A 20,901-nucleotide genomic window follows, 5' to 3' on the forward strand; every position below is an offset into this window, starting at 1 on the left:
TCTGCCATTTTATTCCATATTTGTCTGGATAAACTGTCTTGTTCTCTCCTTCTCCGGACTGGTGAAAAACTTTTCAGGCGGTGCCTGCTCCACAATGTGTCCACCTTCCATAAAAACTATCTCGTCTGCCACACTTCTTGCAAATTTCATTTCATGTGTCACAATCAGCATTGTCGTATGCTGTCTGGCCAGTTCTCTGATCACGTCCAGCACTTCATTTACAAGCTCAGGATCCAGCGCGGAAGTCGGCTCATCAAATAATATAATATCTGGATTTACCGCCATTGCCCTGGCAATCCCGACTCTCTGCCTCTCTCCTCCTGAGAGCGTCTCCGGGTAGGCATCTCTCTTTTCCAGCATCCCCACTTTTTTCAAAAGTTCCAGCCCCGTCTTTTCCGCCTCCTCCCGGTTTATCTTTTTCACAAGGGTCAGCGGCGTTGTAATATTCTGCAGTGCAGTCTTGTTTCTGTACAGATTGGAATTCTGAAAAACCATAGATGTTCTCGATCTCAATGTCTGTATATCCTGCTTTGATATAGTAGCAAAATCTGTTTCAAATCCTTCCAGCCGTATATGACCTTCCTCTGGTCTTTCCAATACATTGATGCACCTTAGCAGTGTGGATTTTCCTGTCCCTGAGGGACCGATCACCACAACTACTTTTCCTTTCTCTATCCTCAGGTCTATGTGATCCAGCACCTGCTGATCACCAAATTTTTTGCACAAGCCTTTTATTTCTATCATATTCTACTCCTGATATCTTTCTTTAGAAAAAGATGCCGCACAGGCGGCATCCTAATACTTATTTCTGATAGGCAGCACTCACTTTTTTCTCTATCTTCTTCTGGATCTTTCCCAAAACAATCGCCAGCACCCAGTAAAACGCCGCCGCAATAATATATGTTTCAAAGGTTTTATAATAGGTAGCTGCTGTCAGCTGTGCCTCCCCCATAATATCCTGTATACCGATTGTCATACCAAGAGATGACATTTTAATAATATCCATACAGGAGTTTGTTATAGGAGGTATGGCCGCCACAGCTGCCTGCGGAAGCACGATCCTGGTCATCATCTGGTATCTCGTCATACCAAAGGCCAGACTGGCTTCATACTGTCCCTGCTCTACACTGTCAATAGCACCTCTGATCGCCTCAGAAATGTAAGCTGCGCTGTTCAAGGCAAGACATATAATCAGAGCCAGCACTTTCGGGCACTGCTTCATGACATCAAACACCATCGGAAGTCCATAGTAAAACAGAAAAAGCTGTATCAGCAGAGGGGTTCCCCGAAAGTACGAAATATATAATTTCACCAGCCATGCAAGTCCTTTAACCTTAAAATGCTGAATGACCGCAAGGACGGCTCCCAAAATAGTACTAAGAACAAAGGCCGCCGCTGAAACATACAAAGTAATCTGCAGTCCCTCAATAAGAAGAGGGGTCAGAATACGGGCATATGGCAAAAAAGTTTCTGTAATGTATTCCATATTCCCACCTTATTCCTTTTCTACTGATATGTCTTCTCCTATCCATTTTTCAGATATTTCTGATAAGGTTCCGTCTTCCCGAAGATCCGCCAGAAATGCATTGACTGCATCTGCTAATTCCGTACTGCTCTTGTCCATAACAAGACATCCCTCTGAGTACTGGAAAGGATCCAACACTTTCACCTTCAGCTCTTCGTTGGCCTGCATAGCCATATAAGTCTGAATATCCTGGGCAAGAACAGCATCAATTCTGCCATATACCAGATCAGTCAGCATGGCTTCCAGCGTAGCGGACGTATATGTCTCAAATGTCACGTCTCCATCCGGATACATTTCCTCAACAACCTGCTGCATATTGTTACCCGAACCGGTTCCCACCACTTTTCCAGAGAGATCTTCCACACTCTGAATTTCATCATTGTCTTCAGCCACTACCACCGTAGAGCCATAGTAGGACACGGGATCCGAGAAGATAAAGCTCTCTTCTCTCTCTTCTGTCGGAGACATCTGAGCTGCTACCACATCTGCCTTTCCAGACTGCAAAAGTCCGAGGAGTCCGCTGAAGTCAGTATACTCCCACTCTACCTCAATTCCGGTGCGTTCCTCAAATTCCTTCCAGATGTCTACATCATACCCCATCAATTCTCCGTCTTCCTCATATTCAAAGGGTTCATATCCCGGAGAAGTCGCCACAACAATCTTGTCCATATCCAGACCGTAGGTATTCGTATCTTCTCCATCACCGGCTTCTGACGCGTCTGTTTCTGACGTATTGCTCTCCTCCGTATTCCCGCCACATCCGGCTATAGCTGCAGTACACATCACCAGGCACAGCATAATGCTTACCATTCTTTTCTTCATTTGTTTTCCTCCTCAATGCAAATTTTATTCAATAAAAAAATTTTATCATTTTTACCCCCCCCGGCAAATTGGTAATTTCTATATAGTTATTTGCATTATCTATATATCAGTAGGATTGTAACTCACAAAAAATGACTTTCTGGCCAGTATTGACACAGAAAGTCATTTGTCTTTCAAAGCTTTTTTCAGTTATGACGCTACGCTGCCTGCACTGCAGTCGCCGCCTCCATAACGGCGCCTCTCATCCTCTCCACAAGCAGGTCCACATCCTCCTTTGTGGCGATAAGTGGCGGGATCATGCGGTTGATGCTGTCGCCGATGGCTGTGATCAGAGCGTGTCTTCTGAATGCGCCCCACTTCACTTCCATGGCGATGGGGATATCGTACTCAACGCCCACCAGCAGGCCGCGGCCCCTCACCTCTTTGACGTGGGGCAGTGTGGCAAGCTGTTCCATCAGATAGTCACCCACCTCCTTCGCGTTCTCGGAGAGGTGTTTGTCGAGGATCTCAGAGATGGATGCCAGGGCGGAAGCACAGGCGATGGGGCTGCCGCCGTAGGTGGAACCGTGGGTTCCGCTTCCCAGGGCCTCAGCCACTTCCTTTCTGGCGCAGCAGGCTCCGATGGGCATTCCGCCTCCCATGGCCTTTGCCATGGAGACTGCGTCCGGCTTCACGCCGTATCCCATGTAAGCCATGGGCGCTCCTGTTCTTCCCCATCCTGTCTGCACCTCATCCAGGAGCAGCAGCAGGTGATTGTCATCGCAGAGCTTTCTCAGCCCCTCCATAAACTCCTGTGTAGCCGGGTGTACGCCTCCCTCGCCCTGCACAGGCTCTATCATAATGGCGATCGTATTTTCTGTGATCTTGGATGCAAAGTCCTCCAGGTCATTGAACTTCGCGTAGACAAATCCGGGAACCATGGATCCAAAGCCCTCCTGGATAGCTGTCTCCGGCTGTCCTGTAGCGGCCATGGAGCCGAAGGTCCTTCCGTGGAAGCCGTCCACTGCCGTGATGATCTGGTACTTCTCCGGCCCGAAATGGTCGGTGCCGTACTTTCTGGCCATCTTGATCATACACTCGTTGGCCTCTGTTCCGGAGTTCTGGTAAAAAATCTTATCCATTCCGATGGTGTCGCAGATCTTCTTGGCCAGAAGAGCCTGAGGGATGGTATAGGGATAATTGAATGTATGGATGATGTCATCCGCCTGATCCTTGATGGCTGCCACCACCTTCTCGTTTCTGTTGCCCGGGCTGTTCACAGCCACGCCGCCGTAGAAATCAAGGTAAGCCTCTCCCTTCTCATCGTACAGGAACATCCCTTCCGCCCTCTCTGCCACGAAGTCAAATCTGGGGTATGTCTCTACCATATACTTTTTCACCATTGCCTTCAGTTCCTTTGCTGTAAGTCCAGTATCTTTCAATCTCATACGTAACGCCTTCCTTTCCATGATGCAAATGCAAAAAAGGTGCCACACATTTTCATGTGTGACACCTTTGCCTTAACAATTACCAAGTATAAATGCCGCTTTTTGATCTGTCAAGCAGATTTTTTGTATTTTTTCCAATACAATTTCCTCGATGCGACCGCACTCTTTCTACTCTCCCGCATCCTCCGCCTGGTCGTCGGTCTGGACTTCATCTGTGTAGGGATCCGCCTCGTCCTGCTTCATGGTGACGGTGAGGGTGGTGAAATCAACCTTGTCCCACACTTTCTCGTGAACCTCTATGTCTGCGTCCTCCCGCCATCCGTCGATGGTGTCATCCAGGAGCTCCTGCTGCCGCTGGGATACGATCTCCTGCTTCTTGGCATCTGTGGCCTCCCGGTCCAGAAGACTGGTGACTCTGGCCACATAGTAGCCGTTGTCCCCCTCCACAAGTCCTGTGGTCTCTCCCTCGCCCAGGGCATCCGCCGCCTCCACAAGCTGGGTAGGAAGCGTGGTGGTCTCCCCGTCAAAGGTAGCGTCCTGGGAGGTCTGTCCCTGCTGCGCGGCGTAGGCCGCAAAGTCAGCCGCCCCCGCGGCGCCCGCGGCAAAGCTCTCCGCCGTCGTCTTAAGCTCCGCCTTCTCCTCGTCCGTCAGGTCCACGGAGTTGCCCTCCTCGTCGGTGCTGGTGAAGGGGAAGACCACATACTGCATGCTCTTCTGGGCCGCCTCCTCGTCGGAGACCTCTGTGTCCGCCCCCGCCTCTATGGCGTCCTGCACCTTCTTCTGGATCGTCAGAAGCTCAAGAACCCGCTCCACATTGTCTGTGCTCCCGGAGACCTTCTCCTTCTCCGACAGGCCGTTGGCCGAGTCAAACTCGCTGGCCGCCTCCTTGATGGCGTTCTTCTCCTCGTCGCTCAGAGAAACCTCATACTCGTCCATGTGCTGCTCCATGAGGTACATGTTCTCCAGGGACTCAAGGATGGAGTCCTTGACCGTGTCCTGATAGGTCTCTCCGTCCTCCCCCTCGCCGGACCACATATCGTCTCCCATGTATCCCGCGTAGTAGGTCTCATACTGGGCCTGGGTGTACCTGGCAAGGAAATTTGCCACGCCCGCTGTAATATCTGTATCATTCACAGTTGCCACTACGTCACTGTCCTCCAGGCTCCCGCACCCGGTCAGTGATCCGGCCGCCAGCAGGCCGGCCAGCAGCAAAATGACTGCTCTCTTTTTCATGATCGCTTTTATCCTCCTTTAAAATGCCTATTCCCCATTATAGCTTTTTTTGTCTATTCAAGCAATCCCTCCAGGGAAATTAACACTTTTTTCACGACTTCCAGAGCGTCCTCATCCTTCGCCCTCCGGCTGCCGCCCTTCTTCTCATAGACAAAGCTGGGGGGCTCCTCCGCCCGGAAGACCAGATCTCCCCTGTATGAGGAGAGCATATCCGGTATTTTCAAAGGATTGACCCTGGCCTTCTCGTACATGGTAAATACATACTGGCTTCCCTTCTGCTCCACGGCCGTCACGTAGACCCTGTGGGCCCGGGCCTTGAGGCCCGCAATGTTCAGAAGCTGCTGAACCTTGCGTGGGATGTCCCCGAACCGGTCGATCAGCTCCTCCAGCATATCCTCCATCTCCTCCTCGTTCTCGATGGCCGCGATCCGCTTGTACACGTCCAGCTTCTGGTACTCGTTGGGGATGTAGGTGTCCGGGATAAAGGCGTCCACGTTAAGGTCGATGGTGGTGGAGAAGGTCTCCTCTTCCTCCGTCTCTCCCTTAAGGTGCTTCACCGCCTCGTTCAGCATCTTGCAGTAGAGATCGTAGCCCACCGCCTCCATGTGTCCGTGCTGCTCAGCTCCCAGAAGATTGCCTGCGCCGCGGATCTCCAGATCCCTCATGGCGATCCGGAACCCGGATCCAAGGTCTGTGAACTCCCGGATAGCGGAGAGCCTTTTCTCCGCCACCTCCTTCAGAAGCTTATCCTTCCGGTAGAGAAGGAATGCGTAGGCCATGCGGCTGGACCTGCCCACCCGACCCCTAAGCTGGTAGAGCTGGGAGAGACCCAGCCGGTCCGCGTCGTGGATGATCATGGTGTTGGCGTTGGAGATGTCCAGCCCCGTCTCAATGATGGTGGTGGACACAAGGACGTCGATCTCCCGGTTGATAAAGGCGTACATGATCTTCTCCAGCTCATGCTCCCGCATCTGCCCGTGGGCAAAGGCCACCGTCACATCCGGCACCAGCCTCTGGATCCGGGCCGTCACCTCGACGATGTCCTCCACCCGGTTGTAGACGTAGTACACCTGCCCCTGGCGGGCGCACTCCCGCTCGACGGCCTCCCGCACCATCTCATCGTTGTACTCCATAACATAGGTCTGGATGGGCATCCTCTCCTCCGGCGCCTCCTCCAGGACGCTCATGTCCCGGATGCCGATGAGGCTCATGTGGAGCGTCCTCGGGATAGGAGTGGCGGTCAGAGTCAGTACGTCGATATTTTCCTTCAGCTTTTTGATCTTCTCCTTGTGCTGCACGCCGAACCTCTGCTCCTCGTCGATGATGAGGAGCCCTAAGTCCTTGTATTTCAGGTCGTCGCTCAGGACCCGGTGGGTGCCGATGATGATGTCTACAAGCCCCCGCTTCGTGTCCTCAATGGTCTTCTTCTGCTGGGCCGGAGTGCGGAAACGGCACATCAGATCCACCCGCACCGGGAACTCCTTCATCCTCTGGACAAAGGTGTTGTAGTGCTGCTGGGCCAGGATAGTGGTGGGAACCAGGTAGACCACCTGCTTGTTCTCCTGAACCGCCTTGAAGGCCGCCCGGATGGCGATCTCCGTCTTCCCGTAGCCCACGTCCCCGCAGATGAGCCGGTCCATGATCTTGGGGCTCTCCATATCATGCTTCACAGCCTCGATGGCCGCAAGCTGGTCCTCCGTCTCCTCAAAGGGGAACATCTCCTCAAACTCCCGCTGCCAGACCGTGTCCGGGCCGTAGACATAGCCCTCCTGCTCCTGCCGGGCCGCATAGAGAGCCACCAGGTCCTTTGCGATCTCCCGGACCGCTCCCCGCACTCTCGTCCTGGTCTTTGTCCACTCCTGGGTCCCCAGCCGGTTCAGCTTCGGCTTCTTGGCGTCCGCATTGGCGTACTTCTGGATCAGATCCAGCTGAGTGGCAGGGATGTAGAGGTTGCCCCCCTGGGCGTAGGAAATCTTCATGTAGTCCTTGGCCACCTTGTCCACCTCGATCTTCTCGATGCCCTGGTAGATGCCGATGCCATGGTTTTCATGGACCACATAGTCTCCCACCTTCAGCTCGGAGAATCTCTGGATCTTCCTGCCCTCGTAGGTGCGGCGCTTCTTTTTCTTCTTTACCTTCCCGAAAATGTCTGTCTCCGAGATGACCTCGAACTTCAGCAGAGGGTACTCGTACCCCTCCCCCACGTGGCCGTAGGCGGTCATGATCTGCCCCGGCTCCACCTCCCGGTCCATCTCGTCGCTGTAAAAGCTGCTCAGATTGTAGTCCCGCAGATCCTCCGCCAGGCGCTTTGCCCTGGTTCTTGAGCCGGACAGGAGGACTACCCTGTAGCCCTCTCTCTTCAGCCGCTTCAGATCCCGGGTGAGCATCTCAAAGCTGTTGTTGTAGGGGTTCACGCTCTTTGTCTCCAGGCTGTATTTTCCCCGAATCTTAAACTCCGGGCACCTGGTCTCCAGGGCGCACAGCCCCACACAGGGGTACTGGTTCATCTTCTTCGCGATATCCGCCGGATGGTAGAGGATCATCTCCCCGTCGCTGACCTGGTAACCGCTCTCCATCCGCTTGGCCTGGGCCTCCACGAACTCGCTCTCCACCGCGTCCCCCTTCTCCAGGAGGCGCACCGGCTCATCCAGATAGAGAATGGTGTCCTCCCCGGGAAAATAGTCCAGAAAGGAGACTCTCTTTCCCTCCTTTTCCGCGTCCTCACAGGGATACACAAGAACCCGGTCCAGATTCTCCACAGACCGCTGGCTCTCCACGTCAAAGGTGCGCACAGAGTCCACCTCGTCTCCCCACAGCTCGATCCGCACAGGCAGCTCCTCGGTAATGGGAAAGATGTCCAGTATGCCACCCCGCACCGCGAACTGTCCCGGCCCCTCCACCTGGGCCTCCCTGTCATACCCGGCCTGCGCCAGACGCCTCTGCACCTGCTGAAAGTCAATGGCAGCCCCGTTCTCAATGGCTATGGCCTGATCCCGCACGGCCCCCGGGAGAGGCAGGGCGTCCATGAGGGCGTCAAAGCTCAGCACTACCGTGATCCTCTCCTGCTCCAGCACAGCCTGGATGACGGACATCCGCTGGCTCATCAGCTCCTTGCTGCGGATATCCGCCTGGTAAAAGAGGAAATCCTTGGCCGGATAGAACCGGACATCGCTGTCAAGAAAGCGGTATTCCTCATACATCTGCCTGGCCTTCGACTCGCTGGCGCAGACGATGACGCGCCTTCCCGCCTCGCCGGAGAGGGCGTAGACAAGATGGGTCTTCTGTGAGCGGACACAGCCCGACACCTGCAGGACTCCCTTTCCCTTTTTCTGCTCTTTTTTTATCTCCTCAAATTCCGCAAGCTCCTCAAGCGGCATTGTCAGCGCTCTCATATCCCTACAGCTCCTTTGGTCTCACTTTCCGGTTGTACTCGTTCATGGCCTCGTCCACCCGGTCTGTCACCATGTACTTTACCGCCTCTGCGGCATGGCGGTAGCCCTCCGCCATCTGCTCTCTTTCCTCTCTGGAGAAATGCCCCAGCACATAGTCCGCCAGATCGTACTGCCTGGGCTTCTGGCCCACCCCCACTTTGACCCGGGGAAACACCTCCGTGCCCAGGTGGGCGATGATGCTTTTTATTCCGTTGTGGCCGCCGGCGCTGCCCTTCTTCCGGATCCGGATCTGACCGGGATCCAAGCTCACGTCGTCGTAGATGACGATGAGCTCCGACTCCTCGTCCACCTTGTAGTAGTCCACAAGTCCCCGGATGCTCTCCCCGCTCAGGTTCATGTAGGTCTGGGGCTTGGCCAGGATCACCTTCTGCCCCTCTATGATGCCCTTTCCGATGAGGGCCCTGTTTTTCCGATAATCCACGGAGATATTATACGCTTCCGCCAGCACATCTATGACATCAAACCCGGCATTATGCCTTGTCCCCTCATAGGGCTGCCCCGGATTTCCAAGTCCAGCTATGATATACATTGTCTTCCACCTTTCCTTTCACACTCCCTCCATTCTACAGGAAGAAGGGCTGTTTGTCACGCAAAAGCCGGGAATATTTTCCCGGTTCCCGGCATACGTTTATAGAGAATAAAAATACTGCCATAATGGTACAGGAGGGCTTTTTATGAGTTCCAGAACAAAAATCGTGGTGCTCCACATGAAGGAGATCATCTATACCGTCATTTTCGCCGTGCTGGCCATTCTTCTGATCCTGCTGCTCGTCTTCATGTTCTTCCCCGGAGACAAAAAAGAGAGCGGCTCGTCAGGCAAATACAAAGCCGGCGTCTACACCTCCTCCCTTACCTTAAACAATACAGACCTGGAAGTGGAGGTCTCGGTGGACGACTCGGGGATCAGCTCCATCCGCTTCACCAACATGGACGAGACGACGGCGGCCATGCTCCCCTTAGCCCAGCCGGCCATGGAGGACATTGCGGAGCAGATCTGCCAGTCCCAGTCTCTTGACAACCTGGAATTTTCCGCTGACTCGGCCTACACCTCCCAGGTCATCGTGGACGCTGTCAGGGAAGCCCTGAAAAAGGCAGAAAAATAGAGGAGCCGCCCACGCCGGGCGGCTCCTTTCTCGCCGGGCCCTCCCCATGCAGGGCCCCTCCTCCTATCCTTCCACGATCAGATATTTGCCGCTTGGCAGGGCAAAGACCTCCGAGGCCTCCTCCAGCTCCTCGAGGGACATGCCGTCCACGTCCACACCCTCCTCCTGGAAGTAGTTTGCCACCTCCTGGATGCTGTCCACCACAACGGCCATACAGTCCTCCAGGAAAGCCTCCGCCTCCTCTAAGGTCCCGGCCACCGGCTCGTCGAACAGCTGTCCCTGCTTGTCAAGGAACACCTGCAGACATTCTTCATCATACTCATACATACGTTTTTCCTCCCTTCTTTCTTTTCCTTTCTATATCCCGTATGCTCTCATTGTCCTTTTGCTTCTTTCTCTATGCCGCAGCTTCCCGCCATACGCAGTCCCGGCCAGCCGCGGCTTCGCTTTATCTGCGGCTTCGCTTTATCCGCGGCTTCGCAGAAAATCCACCAGCTCTCCCGGATGGTCGATGAGCACGGCGGCCCCGGCCTCCTCAAGGACCTGTCTGCTGCGAAATCCCCATGTGACGGCCAGCTCCGTCACGCCGGCTGCCCTGGCGGTGGCCACATCCACCTCCGAGTCTCCCACGTAGACGCAGTCCTCCTTTTTGACGCCCATCTTATCCAGCAGGTACAAAACCCCGGCCGGATCCGGCTTCCTCGGCAGCTCCTCGCTCTGCCCCTGCACAAAGTCAAAGACTCCCTCTCCAAAGATCTGTCTCACCACATCCACGGCCTGCCCGTGGGGCTTGTTGGACAGCACCGCCAGTCGGATGCCCATGGCCCTCAGATCCCCCAGCATCTCTGTGATCCCGTCGTAGGGTGTTACATGATATGTACAGTTGTCATGGAATATTCTGCCGTAGACCTTAAGTCCCTCCTCCAGGCGGCTCAGGTTCTCGTCCCCGCAGGCCCTCAGCGTCCTCTCGATCAGCTTTCTGGCGCCTTCTCCCACAAATCTTCTGCACTGGTCCATCGTGATGGATGGAAGGCCCATCTCTTTCATAGTCAGGTTTACAGAATAGGTCAGTGACTCCAATGTATTCGTCAATGTTCCGTCCAGATCAAATATACAGCCTCTCATAATACACGGCACTCCTTTTCCTCTTTCTTCTCCCCTATCATAGTATGAAGCGGCCGAAATTTCAACGGGTATTTGCATATCCTGCCGTTTTCCTGTTGTTTTCGCCGCTTCTTTTTGTCTCCTTTTTTCGTCAGCCGTTCAGATACTGCCGCATGACCCTCAGGGCGTGCTTTTCCAGCCGGCTCACCTGGGCCTGGGAGATCTCTATCTCCTCCGCCACCTCCATCTGGGTCTTTCCCTCAAAAAACCGGAGCCTTATGATGTACTGCTCCCGGTCGCTCAAGTGCTCCATGGCCGCCTCCAGGGACAGATCCTCGATCCACTTCTCCTCCCGGTTCTTCTTGTCGCTGATCTGATCCATCACGTAGAGGGCGTCCCCGCCGTCGCTGTACACCGGCTCCTGCAGGCTCACCGGGGCCTGTATGGCGTCCAGGGCAAAGACGATGTCCTCCCCCGAGATGCCGATCTCCTCCGCGATCTCCTGGACCGTGGGCTCTTTTAAGTGCTGCTTCATGTAGCTCTCCCTGGCGTAGATCGCCTTGTAGGCTGTATCCCGCAGGGAGCGGCTCACCCGGATGGAATTGTTGTCCCTCATGTAGCGCCGGATCTCCCCGATGATCATGGGGACCGCGTAGGTGGAGAATTTCACATCCAGCTCCGTATTAAAATTGTTGACCGCCTTGATCAGCCCGATGCAGCCGATCTGAAACAGGTCGTCGGGATTTTCATTGCTGGAGGAGAAGCGCTTTATGACGCTCAGCACCAGCCGCAGGTTTCCCTTGATGTACCGGTCCTTCGCCTCCTCGTCCCCCTCCTTGATGCGGGCCAGCAGCTCCTCCTTTTCCTCCTCTGTAAGAAGCGGGAGCTTTGACGTGTTCACCCCGCAGATCTCAACCTTCCCCTGTGCCATCATCTTCAAACCTCCTTGTTCTCCGTCGTCATCTGATCTCGTACAGTATTGATTTTTCTCAATCAGGCCCGGGCTTATACCGGCCCAGGGGAAAATAAAAAAAGTTTTAGCCCTTGACAAAGGGCCAAAACTTTACATGTCTTTCTTCACTTTTTCTCTCTTCTTATGTGACCTTTTTTGACAGATCACCTGTCCCACTTGTCCGCCAGATTCTGGATCTGGGTCTCGAATTTTGCCAGGTCCTTGTTGGAGAGTCCTTCGTTTTTCACGACCACCTCCATGAGGCGTCTGGCCGCTGCCACCACTCTCTCAAAGGCCGCTCTCGCCCTCGCCTTGGCAGGCTTCTCGGCCGCCTTCCTGGGGATCCGCACCCCCTCCGACAGGATCTGTCCCGTGGCCAGGTCCATGCAGCCGCCGGAGAAGGGAGCAAAGGCAGGGCAGCCGATCCTCTCCTCCACAGTCCGGGCAAAGCTCTCCGTCACAGTGTCCTCCCCGTGGACCACGATGACCCGGTCCGGCTTCTTCTCAAAGCCCTCCAGCCAGGCCAGCAGACCGTTCATGTCCGCATGGCCGCTGATGCCCTTGATGGACTCGATCCGGGCGTTGACTGAGATGGTCTCCCCGAAGAGCTTCACCACCTGGGCACCCTCCAGAAGCTTCCTTCCCAGAGTCCCCACCGCCTGGTAGCCCACAAAGCAGATGGTGCACTCGCTGCGCCACAGATTGTGCTTCAGATGGTGGCGGATCCGGCCCGCCTCGCACATGCCGGAGGCGGAGATGATGACCTTGGGCCGGTCGTCCAGATTGATCTGCTTGGACTCCTCCGTGGTGATGCTTGTCTTCAGCCCAGGGAAAACGAGCGGGTTGATGCCCTGCTCCACAAGAGCCATGGCCTCCTCGTCAAAGCAGGAACGGACATTCTTATTGAAGACCGTAGTGGCCTCGATGGCCAGAGGACTGTCCACATAGACCTCAAAGGAGGGGTATTCGGGCAGGAGATTTTTCTCCTTGATCTCCCGGATAAAGTAGAGCAGCTCCTGGGTCCTGCCCACGGCGAAGGAGGGGATAACCACATTGCCGCCCCGGTCAAAGGTCTCCCGCAGGATCCGGGTAAACTCACCCACATAGTCCGGGATCTCATCCCCGTGGAGCCTGTCTCCGTAGGTGGACTCTATGACCACGTAGTCCGCCTCCCTCACAGGCTGGGGATCCCGGATGATGGGCTGGTTTATATTTCCCACATCCCCGGAGAACACCACCTTCTTTGTCACGTCCCCCTCCGTCACCCACACCTCGATGCTGGCAGAGCCAAGGAGATGGCCCATGTCGTTAAACCGGACACGGATCCCGGGACACAGGTCGATGGTCTGTCCGTAGTCGCAGGGGGCGAAGAGCTGGATGGCCGCGTCCGCGTCCGCCATGGTGTACACCGGCTCGTACAGCTCTCCTCCGCTGCGGCGGGCCTTCCGGTTTCTCCACTGGGCCTCAAACTCCTGGATGTGGGCGCTGTCTCGCAGCATGATGCTGCACAGGTCCGAGGTGGCAAAGGTGGTGACCACCTCGCCTGAAAATCCCTGTTTGCACAGGAGCGGGATGTTTCCCGAGTGGTCGATGTGGGCGTGGGTCAGAAGCACGTAGTCGATCTCCCCCGCCGTCACCGGCAGCTTCTGGTTCTCATACAGATCCGGCCCCTGCTCCATTCCACAGTCGATGAGAACCCGTTTCCCGCAGGCTTCCAGAAGATGACAGCTGCCTGTCACCTCGTGGGCCGCGCCGATAAAAGTAAGCTTCATATACCTCAACCCCTTTTTGTTTTTATTGTATCATTTTACCCGGGCCGTGGCTATGAATATTTTACCATTTCCCTCTTCAGCCGCTGCATGATCTTCTTCTCCAGCCGGGAGATGTAGGACTGGGAGATGCCCAGCACATCCGCCACCTCCTTCTGTGTCTTCTCCTCTCCGCCGGGCACTCCCAGGCCGAACCGGAGGCGCACGATAGTCTGCTCCCTGCTGGTGAGCCTCTCCAGGGCCTTCCCCAGCACCTTCCGCTCCGCCTCCTGCTCCAGGTCCCGGTAGATGGTATCCTCCTCCGTACCAAGGATATCCGACAGGAGCAGCTCATTGCCGTCCCAGTCCACATTGAGAGGCTCGTCGATGGACACCTCCATCCTTGTCTTGTTGTTCCTGCGCAGGTACATGAGAATTTCATTTTCAATGCACCGGGAGGCGTAGGTGGCCAGCTTGATCTTTTTCTTCGGGTCGTAGGTGTTGATGGCCTTGATGAGGCCGATGGTGCCGATGGAGATCAGATCCTCCACCCCCACGCCCGTGTTGTCAAATTTCTTTGCTATGTACACCACCAGCCGGAGGTTGTGCTCGATGAGCAGCTTCCTGGCCGCCTTGTCCTCCTCCGTCCCCAGCCTTCCGATGGCATCGGCCTCCTCCTCGGCCTCCAGGGGCGCCGGGAGGATGTCTGAGCCGCCGATATAGTGCACGTCCCCCCTCTCCGGGAAAAGCAAAGTCCTGAAATTCGGTATCACCTTGAGTTTAAATTGATTTGGCACCGCTACTTTTATCATCATGTCTTTCTATCCTCCAATCTATGCTACAGATCCGGATGAATGAGCATCCGGTATGTTCCGTCTGAAGATACTGCGTCCTCGCTGATCCCCACAAGAGGCCCCTGTATCCACCTGGGCCCCCTCTCATATATGCAGAGCCTTTCCAGCCTCACAGCCGGAAGCACTCCATCCTTCCTTCCAACTGAGCGGTACGGGATATACCGCAGCTCCTCCGGCAGCCGGCCCTGAAACAGCTCCTCCGCCGCCTCCCTCTCCAGGATGCTGACGGGCTCCCCGGTGAAGGGATCCTTCAGGGAGTTGCCGGTGTCCACAAGGGCTGTCAGCGTCACCTTCCTGTCCCTCCAGAAAAGATCCGCCCGGCACCTGCCGCGGCCTCTCTGAAGTCCCAGGGACACAAGCCAGAGCACGCCGGAGGCCAGGTAATAGCTCCCGGCCGTCAGGGCGAAAAAGAGGCTTCCCACCTCCAGCCAGTCCCCGTACTGGGCCAGCCAGCCCATGATCCCGCCTGTCAGGAACCCTGCCGCGTACAGAAGGAAGAAAGCGTACACCATCTTCCTCCCCCAGGGTATCCCAAGGCCCGCCCGCAGCATGGCCACACTGACCATGCCGTGGAACAGAAAAAATTTTATGAACGGACAGGGAAGCGGACAGGCGATCACCACACACATGAGCGCGGATCCCGCCAGTGCTCCCAGGGCGATACGTCCAAGCGTGGCAGGGCTTTTCAGTATCCGCCTGACAAGAAGGAGCAGTATGTGATCCATCATAAAATTTTCCAGGAAAAAAATATCTATATACAGTTCATACTCCACATTACACCTTCTTTCTCTTTTGTGCAGACATCGCGTACTGCTTTACTGTACCCGGGCAGGATTTATTATAAAGAGAAGGGGGCTTCAAAATTTGTCAGATGGTGCCGGGAGGCCGGCAGATTTTCTCGACAGAAAAATATGGTTTCCGCAGAAATACAGAAGTTTTCGAAAAAGGGCAGAAAAAAGGAAGCCGCGCTCTTCGCGCGGCCTCCCGGGTAAGACGTTACATATTTTTATTTTTTAAAGAAATCCGGAATCTTGATGGACTGCTCCTTCACCTTGCTGGTGGGTGTCCTCGGTGTCTCCAGTGAGGGGGTTGTCCCTCCCAGCGGACGCTTCAGCCCGCTTCCGCTGTTAGACGGCGCTGTTCCCGCCTCCTGCCTCGGAGCATGAGTGGTGTGGGATGTGTGCGTCGTGTGGGCAGAATTCAGCTGTCTGTCATAGCTGCTGGCCGGTGGAACCATTCCGGAGCGTCCCTCCAGTCTGGATTTCAGCTTGGAGGAGGTTCCGCCTACATTATGTAAGCCTGTCGCAATGACAGTGATGGTGGCTTCGTCGGCTCTGGAGTCATCGTACATAGCGCCAAAGATAATGTTGGCATCCTCTCCCGCCAGATCCTGCACGAACTCAGCCGCATCGGATGCGTCCATGAGGGTGATGTCGCCGGAAATATTGATGATGACATGGGAAGCCCCCGCAATGGTGGTCTCAAGCAGCGGGCTGGCCACAGCCTGCTTCACAGCCTCCAGCGCCTTGTCGTCGCCTCGGCCCTGTCCGATACCGATGTGGGCGATACCCTTGTCCGTCATAACAGTCTGTACGTCCGCAAAGTCCAGGTTGATCAGGGACGGAACATTGATCAGATCCGTGATACCCTGGATACCCTGCTGCAGCACCTCATCCGCCTTCTTCAGAGCCTCCGGCATGGTGGTGCGTCTGTCCACCACCTCCAGCAGCTTGTCGTTGGGGATGACGATCAGTGTATCGACATTTTCTTTTAATTTATCAATTCCAGCCAGAGCGTTGTTCATGCGGGTCTTGGACTCAAAGCGGAAAGGCTTTGTGACAACGCCTACGGTCAGAGCCCCCTGCTCCTTTGCGATGCGGGCGACAACGGGCGTAGCTCCGGTTCCGGTTCCGCCTCCCATACCGCAGGTAACAAATACCATGTCAGCGCCCTTCAGAGCCGCCGAGATCTCCTCCGCGCTCTCCTCTGCCGCCTTCTCTCCGATCTCCGGGCGGGCTCCCGCGCCCAGTCCCTTGGTAATCTTGTCACCGATCTGCATCAGTGTAGGCGCCTTACATAACTGCAGGGCCTGCTTGTCTGTATTAATAGCGATAAATTCAACGCCGGCGATCTGTTCGTCAATCATTCGGTTGACAGCGTTGTTTCCGCCGCCTCCAACTCCAACAACAATAATTTTTGCCGCCGCTTCCGACTCGTTTGTTTTAATTTCTAGCAAGGGTTTCTCCTCCTTTGTTTCTATCCTTATTATATAATTATACATCCCATAACGGCGGACTGCCAGTCCGCCATATATACTATATAATATAGGCTTTTGTGCAAAATATCAATAGAATTTTCTCTATTTTTATGGATTTCCGCTCATTTTTATGTGGAAAACAGGCATTTACTCGGGCAGCACATCCGGCGTGAAGGAAACCGCATCCCCCTTCTCCACAAAGTGCTCCAGGTGGAGTGTTCCCCGCTGTCCCTCCAGCTTCGCCAGAATGGGGGAAATCTGGGCAATCTTGTCGGCGGTGATGTCGTCCCCCAAAAGCACGCATATTTCGCCGAACCAGAGCTGGATGTCCCCGTCGCTGCACACGATCCGGTCCGGGGAGAGTGCAAATTCCGCCACCTCCCGGGTCACCTCCAGGATGGATTTAAACAGGGCCTCATCCCCGTTCTCAAGGGGCTTGTAGAGCTCCGCCCCAGACACATCCAGCCCCTCGATACAGGGCACTCCCTCCAGGACCTCGCTGCTCATCTTCACAACCAGCCCCTCCTCGTCGAAGTACACATTCTGCTCGCCGCCTGGCACGCAGGCCAGTATCTTCTTCTCATCCACAGTCACCTTTACGGACCAGGGGGCCGTAAGAGTCACCTTCATGGAGTTCAGGCTGCCCGGCATATCATAGTCCGTAAAGCGGTACTTGTACAGGAGATAGAGCGAATTCTTGGAGAGCGGATCCTCCTCCACAAGATCCACGATCTCCTGGCTGTCTGTGTACTCATTTCCCTTCACTTCGATCTTCTGCACATAGAAGAGCAGAAACAGGGCCAGCAGGATAATGGCAAGCCCCAGAACAATGACTGTCAGCGCGTATATTTTATGGGACATTTTGTAGCCCCTGTTTTTCTTTTGCTTCATGTAAAGCCTCCTGTATTCCCGCCGGCCGCCATGGCAGCCGGCACTTTCCTGTTATTTTACCAGAGATGACACGCTCAGCACAAGCCCCATTTCCAGCAGGAGGAACACCACCGAGGTACCCCCGTAGCTGATAAAGGGCAGGGTGATGCCTGTGTTGGGAATGGTGTTGGTCACTACCGCGATGTTCAGGATCACCTGGATCAGCATGTGACCCATGGCCCCGGCGGCGATAAGGGCCCCGAAGAGGTCCGGGGCTCTGCTGGCGATGACGTAGAACCGCCAGATCAGGATGAGAAAGAGCAGGAGGATAAAGCCGGCCCCGAAAAGTCCCAGCTCCTCACAGATGATGGAGAAGATCATGTCGTTCTGGGCCTCCGGGACAAATCCCAGCTTCTGCACACTGTTTCCCAGCCCCCGGCCAAAAAGTCCCCCGGAGCCGATGGCGTAGAGCCCCTGCAGAGTCTGGTAGCCCTTCTCGTAGGCCTCCGGGTTTCTCCAAATGGCCAGCCGCTCCAGGCGGTAGCTCTCCAGAGCCAGAAAGACGGCCAGAAAGGCACAGCCAATGACTCCCATCCAGACAAACTGCCCGTACTTCGGGCTGGCGATGAACACAAGGATTACCCCGATGCCCAGGATGATGATGGCTGTGCTTAAGTTGCTGGCTCCCACAAGGCCGGCCACCGGCAGGACCAGGATCATGATCCCCGCCATAACCCGCATCTTCTTTACCCTGTCCGCGCACTTCGTCACAAGATCGGCCAGGAAGAGGATCACTGCCACCTTGGCGAACTCTGAGGGCTGAAAAGAAAACGGGCCCAAAGAAAGCCATCTTCTGGACCCGTTGTACTCATCTCCCACAAGAAGGACAGCGACGGACAATAGCACTGCTGCCAGGTAGGCCGGCAGGGCGAGACGGCGCAGGGCATGGTAGTCCATATTGGCTGTCACGAACATGGCCGCTATCCCGATGGTTGTGGCAAAAACCTGCTTTTTCAGATAATAATAAGGATCGTTAAACTTCACTTCCCCGTTCCAGGCGCTGGTGCTCTGCAGGATCACAAGCCCCGCCAGGAGGAGAAGAGACAGCGCCGCAAGCAGCGTGTAGTCATATTTTTTCTTTCTGGATGAACCCGGCAATCTATGCTCTCCCTTACAAGGAATTTACAATCTCTTTGAATTTATCTCCCCGTTCTTCATAGCTCCTGAACATATCCCAGCTGGCGCAGGCGGGTGACAGAAGAACCGCATCCCCAGGCGCCGCGGCGGATGCCGCTCTTTGGACTGCCTCGTCGAAGCTATCCGCAAACACATAGTCTGTAAAGCCGCACTCCTTTGCCTGGGCGGCGATCTTCTCCTTTGTGGCTCCCAGGAGCACAAGGAGCTTCACCTTCCCTCCAAAGCTCTCGATCCACTCTCTGTAGTCGGACTGCTTGTCATAGCCTCCCCCGATCAGCACAGTGGGCCTCTTCATGGCCTGGACCGCCTTGATAGCCGCATCCGGATTGGTGCCCTTGGAGTCATTGTAGTAGGCCACGCCCCCCTTTTCCGCCACGAACTCGATCCGGTGCTCCACACCCCTGAAGGCCTTCACCGTATCACGTATCACGTCCATGGGGACGCCGTAGGCGATGGCCATGGCGGAGGCCGCCATCACATTCTCATAGTTGTGGGTGCCCAGAAGCTGGAGCTCATCCACGCTGCACAGCAGCTCCTCCGCCCCTTTGGCTCCCCTGTATATTATATGACCATCCTCCAGATAAATGCCTGCCTCCAGCTTCCTGGCGCTGGAAAACCAGATCACCTGCGCCCGCAGGCTCTCCCCGAATTTGCGGAGCACCTCGTCCTCGTAGTTGAGGACGCAGAAATCCTCCTCTGTCTGGTTCCTCGTGATATTCTCCTTTGCCTGGATGTAGGCCTCCATGGTGTGGTGCCGGTTCAGATGATCTGGTGTCAGGTTGAGAATGGCGGACACCCTGGGACGGAAGGTAACGATGCTCTCCAGCTGAAAGCTGCTCATCTCCGCCACGATGACGGAATCGTCCCTGGTCTGGTCCACCACTGCGGTGTAGGGATTGCCAATATTTCCCACCACAAAGACACTGTCAAAGGCGTTCTTCGCAATCTCCCCCAGAAGAGAGGTGGTGGTGGTCTTCCCGTTGGTGCCTGTGATGGCCAGGATCTCTCCTCTGCCAAAGAGGTAGGCCAGCTCAATTTCCCCGATGATCTCTATCCCCATCTCCCTCATCTTCTCTATGACGGGCAGATCTGTGGGCACGCCGGGGCTGAGCACCACAAGGTCCAGCTCCCCCAGCAGCTCCTCCGGGAAAGGCCCCGTGATGATTCTGGCACTGCTGTCCTCTCCCAGTTGTTCTCTGATCTTATCCTTGTCCAGCTTTTCATTGCCGTCATAGAGAACCACACGGGCGCCTCTCTTCTCCAGCAGGGATCCAGCGCCGATGCCGCTGATCCCCAGGCCGAACACGAGTACTTCTTTTCCTGCTGTATCCATTGTATCCCTTCTCTCCTTCCTGCTACATGGCCATGAGAGCGATCAGGCAGAGGATGGCTGTGATGATGGAAAACACGGCCACAACCTTTGTCTCCGACCACCCGCAGAGCTCAAAATGATGGTGGATGGGGGCCATCTTGAAAAACCGCTTGCCCCCGGTTTTCTTAAAGTATGTAACCTGGATCATGACGGAGAGCACCTCCACCACATAGATCAGTCCCACGATGATAATGAAAATGGGCATCTGCAGCATGTAGGCTGTGGAGGCCACAAAGCCGCCAAGGGCCAGGGAACCTGTGTCCCCCATAAACACGCTGGCCGGGTACACATTGAACAGAAGGAACCCGAGGAGGGCGCCCACCACCGCGCAGGTGATCGGCTCGATGCCGCTCTTCGTCCCCACTGCCACCACCGTGAAGAAGGTGGCCACAAGTACGGTCACGCTGGAGGCCAGACCGTCCAGGCCGTCTGTAAAGTTCACCCCGTTGACCGTACCGATCACCGCCACAAAGAGCAGGGGGATGGCCAGCCATCCGATATCCAGGTATCTGCCGCCGGAGAAGGGGATGAGCATCGTCAAAGGCACGTCTGTAAACTTCACAAGGTAGAAGGCAAAGACCGCCGTCACAAGGATCTGCAGGGCCATCTTCTGCCTGGGGAAGAGCCCGTCAGACCTCTTGAGCACCACCTTCAGATAATCGTCCAGAAATCCGATAAGTCCAAATCCCAGAGTCACAAAGAGAATGGGAATAATGTTCGGATACCGCCCGATGTAGATAACGGATGTGAGTACCACCGCGGTCAGGATGATGACTCCTCCCATGGTGGGAGTGCCCGCCTTCTTTAGGTGGGATTTCACACCCTCCTCCCTCTCCGTCTGGTCCATTTTCAATCTGCGGAGCACCGGAATCACAACCGGGCCCATGATCACGCTCAGCGCAAAGGAAATGAGCACTGGCACAAAAATTGTATAGTCCATAGATACACCTCTCGTCTCTTTCGTTATTTTCCTGGCCCAGGACTG

19 protein-coding genes are annotated in these 20,901 nt (G+C 55.3%); 1 reads left to right on the top strand and 18 read right to left on the bottom strand.

Annotated features, from left to right (window positions below):
• Positions 1 to 9: 9 nt before the first annotated feature.
• The 7 genes from FGQ86_RS00885 to pth all read right to left on the bottom strand — a co-directional run bounded on the left by FGQ86_RS00885 (position 10) and on the right by pth (position 8,988).
• Positions 10 to 744 carry an amino acid ABC transporter ATP-binding protein gene (locus FGQ86_RS00885; RefSeq protein ID WP_138302741.1) on the bottom strand — a complete coding sequence of 245 codons (735 nt, stop codon included), beginning with the start codon at positions 742 to 744 and terminating at the stop codon, positions 10 to 12.
• Between the two features lie 58 nt (positions 745 to 802).
• Complete coding sequence (locus FGQ86_RS00890; RefSeq protein ID WP_138302742.1) at positions 803 to 1,486, bottom strand: amino acid ABC transporter permease; 684 nt, start codon at positions 1,484 to 1,486, stop codon at positions 803 to 805.
• A 9-nt stretch (positions 1,487 to 1,495) separates the two neighbouring features.
• Positions 1,496 to 2,347 carry a transporter substrate-binding domain-containing protein gene (locus FGQ86_RS00895; RefSeq protein WP_138302743.1) on the bottom strand — a complete coding sequence of 284 codons (852 nt, stop codon included), beginning with the start codon at positions 2,345 to 2,347 and terminating at the stop codon, positions 1,496 to 1,498.
• A 197-nt stretch (positions 2,348 to 2,544) separates the two neighbouring features.
• On the bottom strand, positions 2,545 to 3,774 hold the full coding sequence (locus FGQ86_RS00900) for an acetylornithine/succinylornithine family transaminase (protein ID WP_138302744.1): 1,230 nt from the start codon (positions 3,772 to 3,774) through the stop codon (positions 2,545 to 2,547).
• 168 nt (positions 3,775 to 3,942) lie between these two features.
• Positions 3,943 to 5,007, bottom strand: coding sequence for a peptidyl-prolyl cis-trans isomerase (locus FGQ86_RS00905; RefSeq protein WP_033127057.1), 1,065 nt, complete (start codon positions 5,005 to 5,007; stop codon positions 3,943 to 3,945).
• Positions 5,008 to 5,060: 53 nt separating this feature from the next.
• Positions 5,061 to 8,399, bottom strand: coding sequence for a transcription-repair coupling factor (gene mfd / locus FGQ86_RS00910; protein WP_138302745.1), 3,339 nt, complete (start codon positions 8,397 to 8,399; stop codon positions 5,061 to 5,063).
• Positions 8,400 to 8,403: 4 nt separating this feature from the next.
• Positions 8,404 to 8,988, bottom strand: coding sequence for an aminoacyl-tRNA hydrolase (gene pth, locus FGQ86_RS00915; protein WP_138302746.1), 585 nt, complete (start codon positions 8,986 to 8,988; stop codon positions 8,404 to 8,406).
• 145 nt (positions 8,989 to 9,133) lie between these two features.
• Between pth and FGQ86_RS00920 the strand changes: the two genes are divergently transcribed.
• Positions 9,134 to 9,562, top strand: a complete 429-nt coding sequence (locus FGQ86_RS00920) for a hypothetical protein (protein ID WP_033127161.1) — start codon at positions 9,134 to 9,136, stop codon at positions 9,560 to 9,562.
• Between the two features lie 63 nt (positions 9,563 to 9,625).
• Here FGQ86_RS00920 and FGQ86_RS00925 read toward each other — a convergent pair whose 3' ends face one another.
• From FGQ86_RS00925 to mraY, 11 genes are all read right to left on the bottom strand, one after another.
• Positions 9,626 to 9,889: a hypothetical protein gene (locus FGQ86_RS00925; protein WP_033126509.1), complete on the bottom strand. Its 264-nt coding sequence runs from the start codon at positions 9,887 to 9,889 to the stop codon at positions 9,626 to 9,628.
• Positions 9,890 to 10,027: 138 nt separating this feature from the next.
• The gene (locus tag FGQ86_RS00930) at positions 10,028 to 10,687 is read right to left on the bottom strand and encodes an HAD-IA family hydrolase (protein ID WP_033126508.1); all 660 of its coding nucleotides are present in this window, start codon (positions 10,685 to 10,687) and stop codon (positions 10,028 to 10,030) included.
• Positions 10,688 to 10,817: 130 nt separating this feature from the next.
• The gene (gene sigG, locus FGQ86_RS00935) at positions 10,818 to 11,597 is read right to left on the bottom strand and encodes an RNA polymerase sporulation sigma factor SigG (protein WP_033126516.1); all 780 of its coding nucleotides are present in this window, start codon (positions 11,595 to 11,597) and stop codon (positions 10,818 to 10,820) included.
• Between the two features lie 185 nt (positions 11,598 to 11,782).
• Positions 11,783 to 13,390 (bottom strand): MBL fold metallo-hydrolase, encoded by a 1,608-nt coding sequence (locus tag FGQ86_RS00940; protein WP_033126507.1) that lies wholly within the window; start codon positions 13,388 to 13,390, stop codon positions 11,783 to 11,785.
• A 50-nt stretch (positions 13,391 to 13,440) separates the two neighbouring features.
• Entirely contained in the window at positions 13,441 to 14,181 is a 741-nt protein-coding gene (gene sigE, locus FGQ86_RS00945) for an RNA polymerase sporulation sigma factor SigE (protein WP_033126506.1), read from the bottom strand.
• A gap of 23 nt (positions 14,182 to 14,204) precedes the next feature.
• The gene (locus FGQ86_RS00950; protein ID WP_033126505.1) at positions 14,205 to 14,993 is read right to left on the bottom strand and encodes a sigma-E processing peptidase SpoIIGA; all 789 of its coding nucleotides are present in this window, start codon (positions 14,991 to 14,993) and stop codon (positions 14,205 to 14,207) included.
• A 233-nt stretch (positions 14,994 to 15,226) separates the two neighbouring features.
• A complete protein-coding gene (ftsZ, locus tag FGQ86_RS00955; protein WP_033126504.1) occupies positions 15,227 to 16,456 on the bottom strand; it encodes a cell division protein FtsZ in 1,230 nt (409 codons plus the stop codon).
• Positions 16,457 to 16,624: 168 nt separating this feature from the next.
• On the bottom strand, positions 16,625 to 17,368 hold the full coding sequence (locus tag FGQ86_RS00960) for a hypothetical protein (RefSeq protein WP_033126503.1): 744 nt from the start codon (positions 17,366 to 17,368) through the stop codon (positions 16,625 to 16,627).
• A 51-nt stretch (positions 17,369 to 17,419) separates the two neighbouring features.
• Positions 17,420 to 18,505, bottom strand: coding sequence for a putative peptidoglycan glycosyltransferase FtsW (locus FGQ86_RS00965; RefSeq protein WP_033126502.1), 1,086 nt, complete (start codon positions 18,503 to 18,505; stop codon positions 17,420 to 17,422).
• A 13-nt stretch (positions 18,506 to 18,518) separates the two neighbouring features.
• A complete protein-coding gene (murD, locus tag FGQ86_RS00970; protein WP_033126501.1) occupies positions 18,519 to 19,877 on the bottom strand; it encodes a UDP-N-acetylmuramoyl-L-alanine--D-glutamate ligase in 1,359 nt (452 codons plus the stop codon).
• Positions 19,878 to 19,899: 22 nt separating this feature from the next.
• On the bottom strand, positions 19,900 to 20,856 hold the full coding sequence (gene mraY, locus FGQ86_RS00975) for a phospho-N-acetylmuramoyl-pentapeptide-transferase (RefSeq protein WP_033126500.1): 957 nt from the start codon (positions 20,854 to 20,856) through the stop codon (positions 19,900 to 19,902).
• Positions 20,857 to 20,901: the final 45 nt, after the last annotated feature.

The sequence above is a fragment of the Clostridium sp. BSD2780061688st1 H5 genome, from assembly GCF_005845155.1.
GTDB lineage: Bacteria > Bacillota > Clostridia > Lachnospirales > Lachnospiraceae > Claveliimonas > Claveliimonas intestinigallinarum.

Coding starts and splice junctions, on each gene's coding strand:
- FGQ86_RS00890 (WP_138302742.1), bottom strand. CDS start 1,486: ATGGAATACATTACAGAAACTTTTTTGCCATATGCCCGTATTCTGACC.
- mraY (WP_033126500.1), bottom strand. CDS start 20,856: ATGGACTATACAATTTTTGTGCCAGTGCTCATTTCCTTTGCGCTGAGC.
- pth (WP_138302746.1), bottom strand. CDS start 8,988: ATGTATATCATAGCTGGACTTGGAAATCCGGGGCAGCCCTATGAGGGG.
- murD (WP_033126501.1), bottom strand. CDS start 19,877: ATGGATACAGCAGGAAAAGAAGTACTCGTGTTCGGCCTGGGGATCAGC.
- FGQ86_RS00925 (WP_033126509.1), bottom strand. CDS start 9,889: ATGTATGAGTATGATGAAGAATGTCTGCAGGTGTTCCTTGACAAGCAG.
- FGQ86_RS00895 (WP_138302743.1), bottom strand. CDS start 2,347: ATGAAGAAAAGAATGGTAAGCATTATGCTGTGCCTGGTGATGTGTACT.
- FGQ86_RS00900 (WP_138302744.1), bottom strand. CDS start 3,774: ATGAGATTGAAAGATACTGGACTTACAGCAAAGGAACTGAAGGCAATG.
- FGQ86_RS00960 (WP_033126503.1), bottom strand. CDS start 17,368: ATGAAGCAAAAGAAAAACAGGGGCTACAAAATGTCCCATAAAATATAC.
- FGQ86_RS00885 (WP_138302741.1), bottom strand. CDS start 744: ATGATAGAAATAAAAGGCTTGTGCAAAAAATTTGGTGATCAGCAGGTG.
- FGQ86_RS00920 (WP_033127161.1), top strand. CDS start 9,134: ATGAGTTCCAGAACAAAAATCGTGGTGCTCCACATGAAGGAGATCATC.
- FGQ86_RS00905 (WP_033127057.1), bottom strand. CDS start 5,007: ATGAAAAAGAGAGCAGTCATTTTGCTGCTGGCCGGCCTGCTGGCGGCC.
- sigG (WP_033126516.1), bottom strand. CDS start 11,597: ATGGCACAGGGGAAGGTTGAGATCTGCGGGGTGAACACGTCAAAGCTC.
- FGQ86_RS00930 (WP_033126508.1), bottom strand. CDS start 10,687: ATGAGAGGCTGTATATTTGATCTGGACGGAACATTGACGAATACATTG.
- sigE (WP_033126506.1), bottom strand. CDS start 14,181: ATGATGATAAAAGTAGCGGTGCCAAATCAATTTAAACTCAAGGTGATA.
- mfd (WP_138302745.1), bottom strand. CDS start 8,399: ATGAGAGCGCTGACAATGCCGCTTGAGGAGCTTGCGGAATTTGAGGAG.
- FGQ86_RS00940 (WP_033126507.1), bottom strand. CDS start 13,390: ATGAAGCTTACTTTTATCGGCGCGGCCCACGAGGTGACAGGCAGCTGT.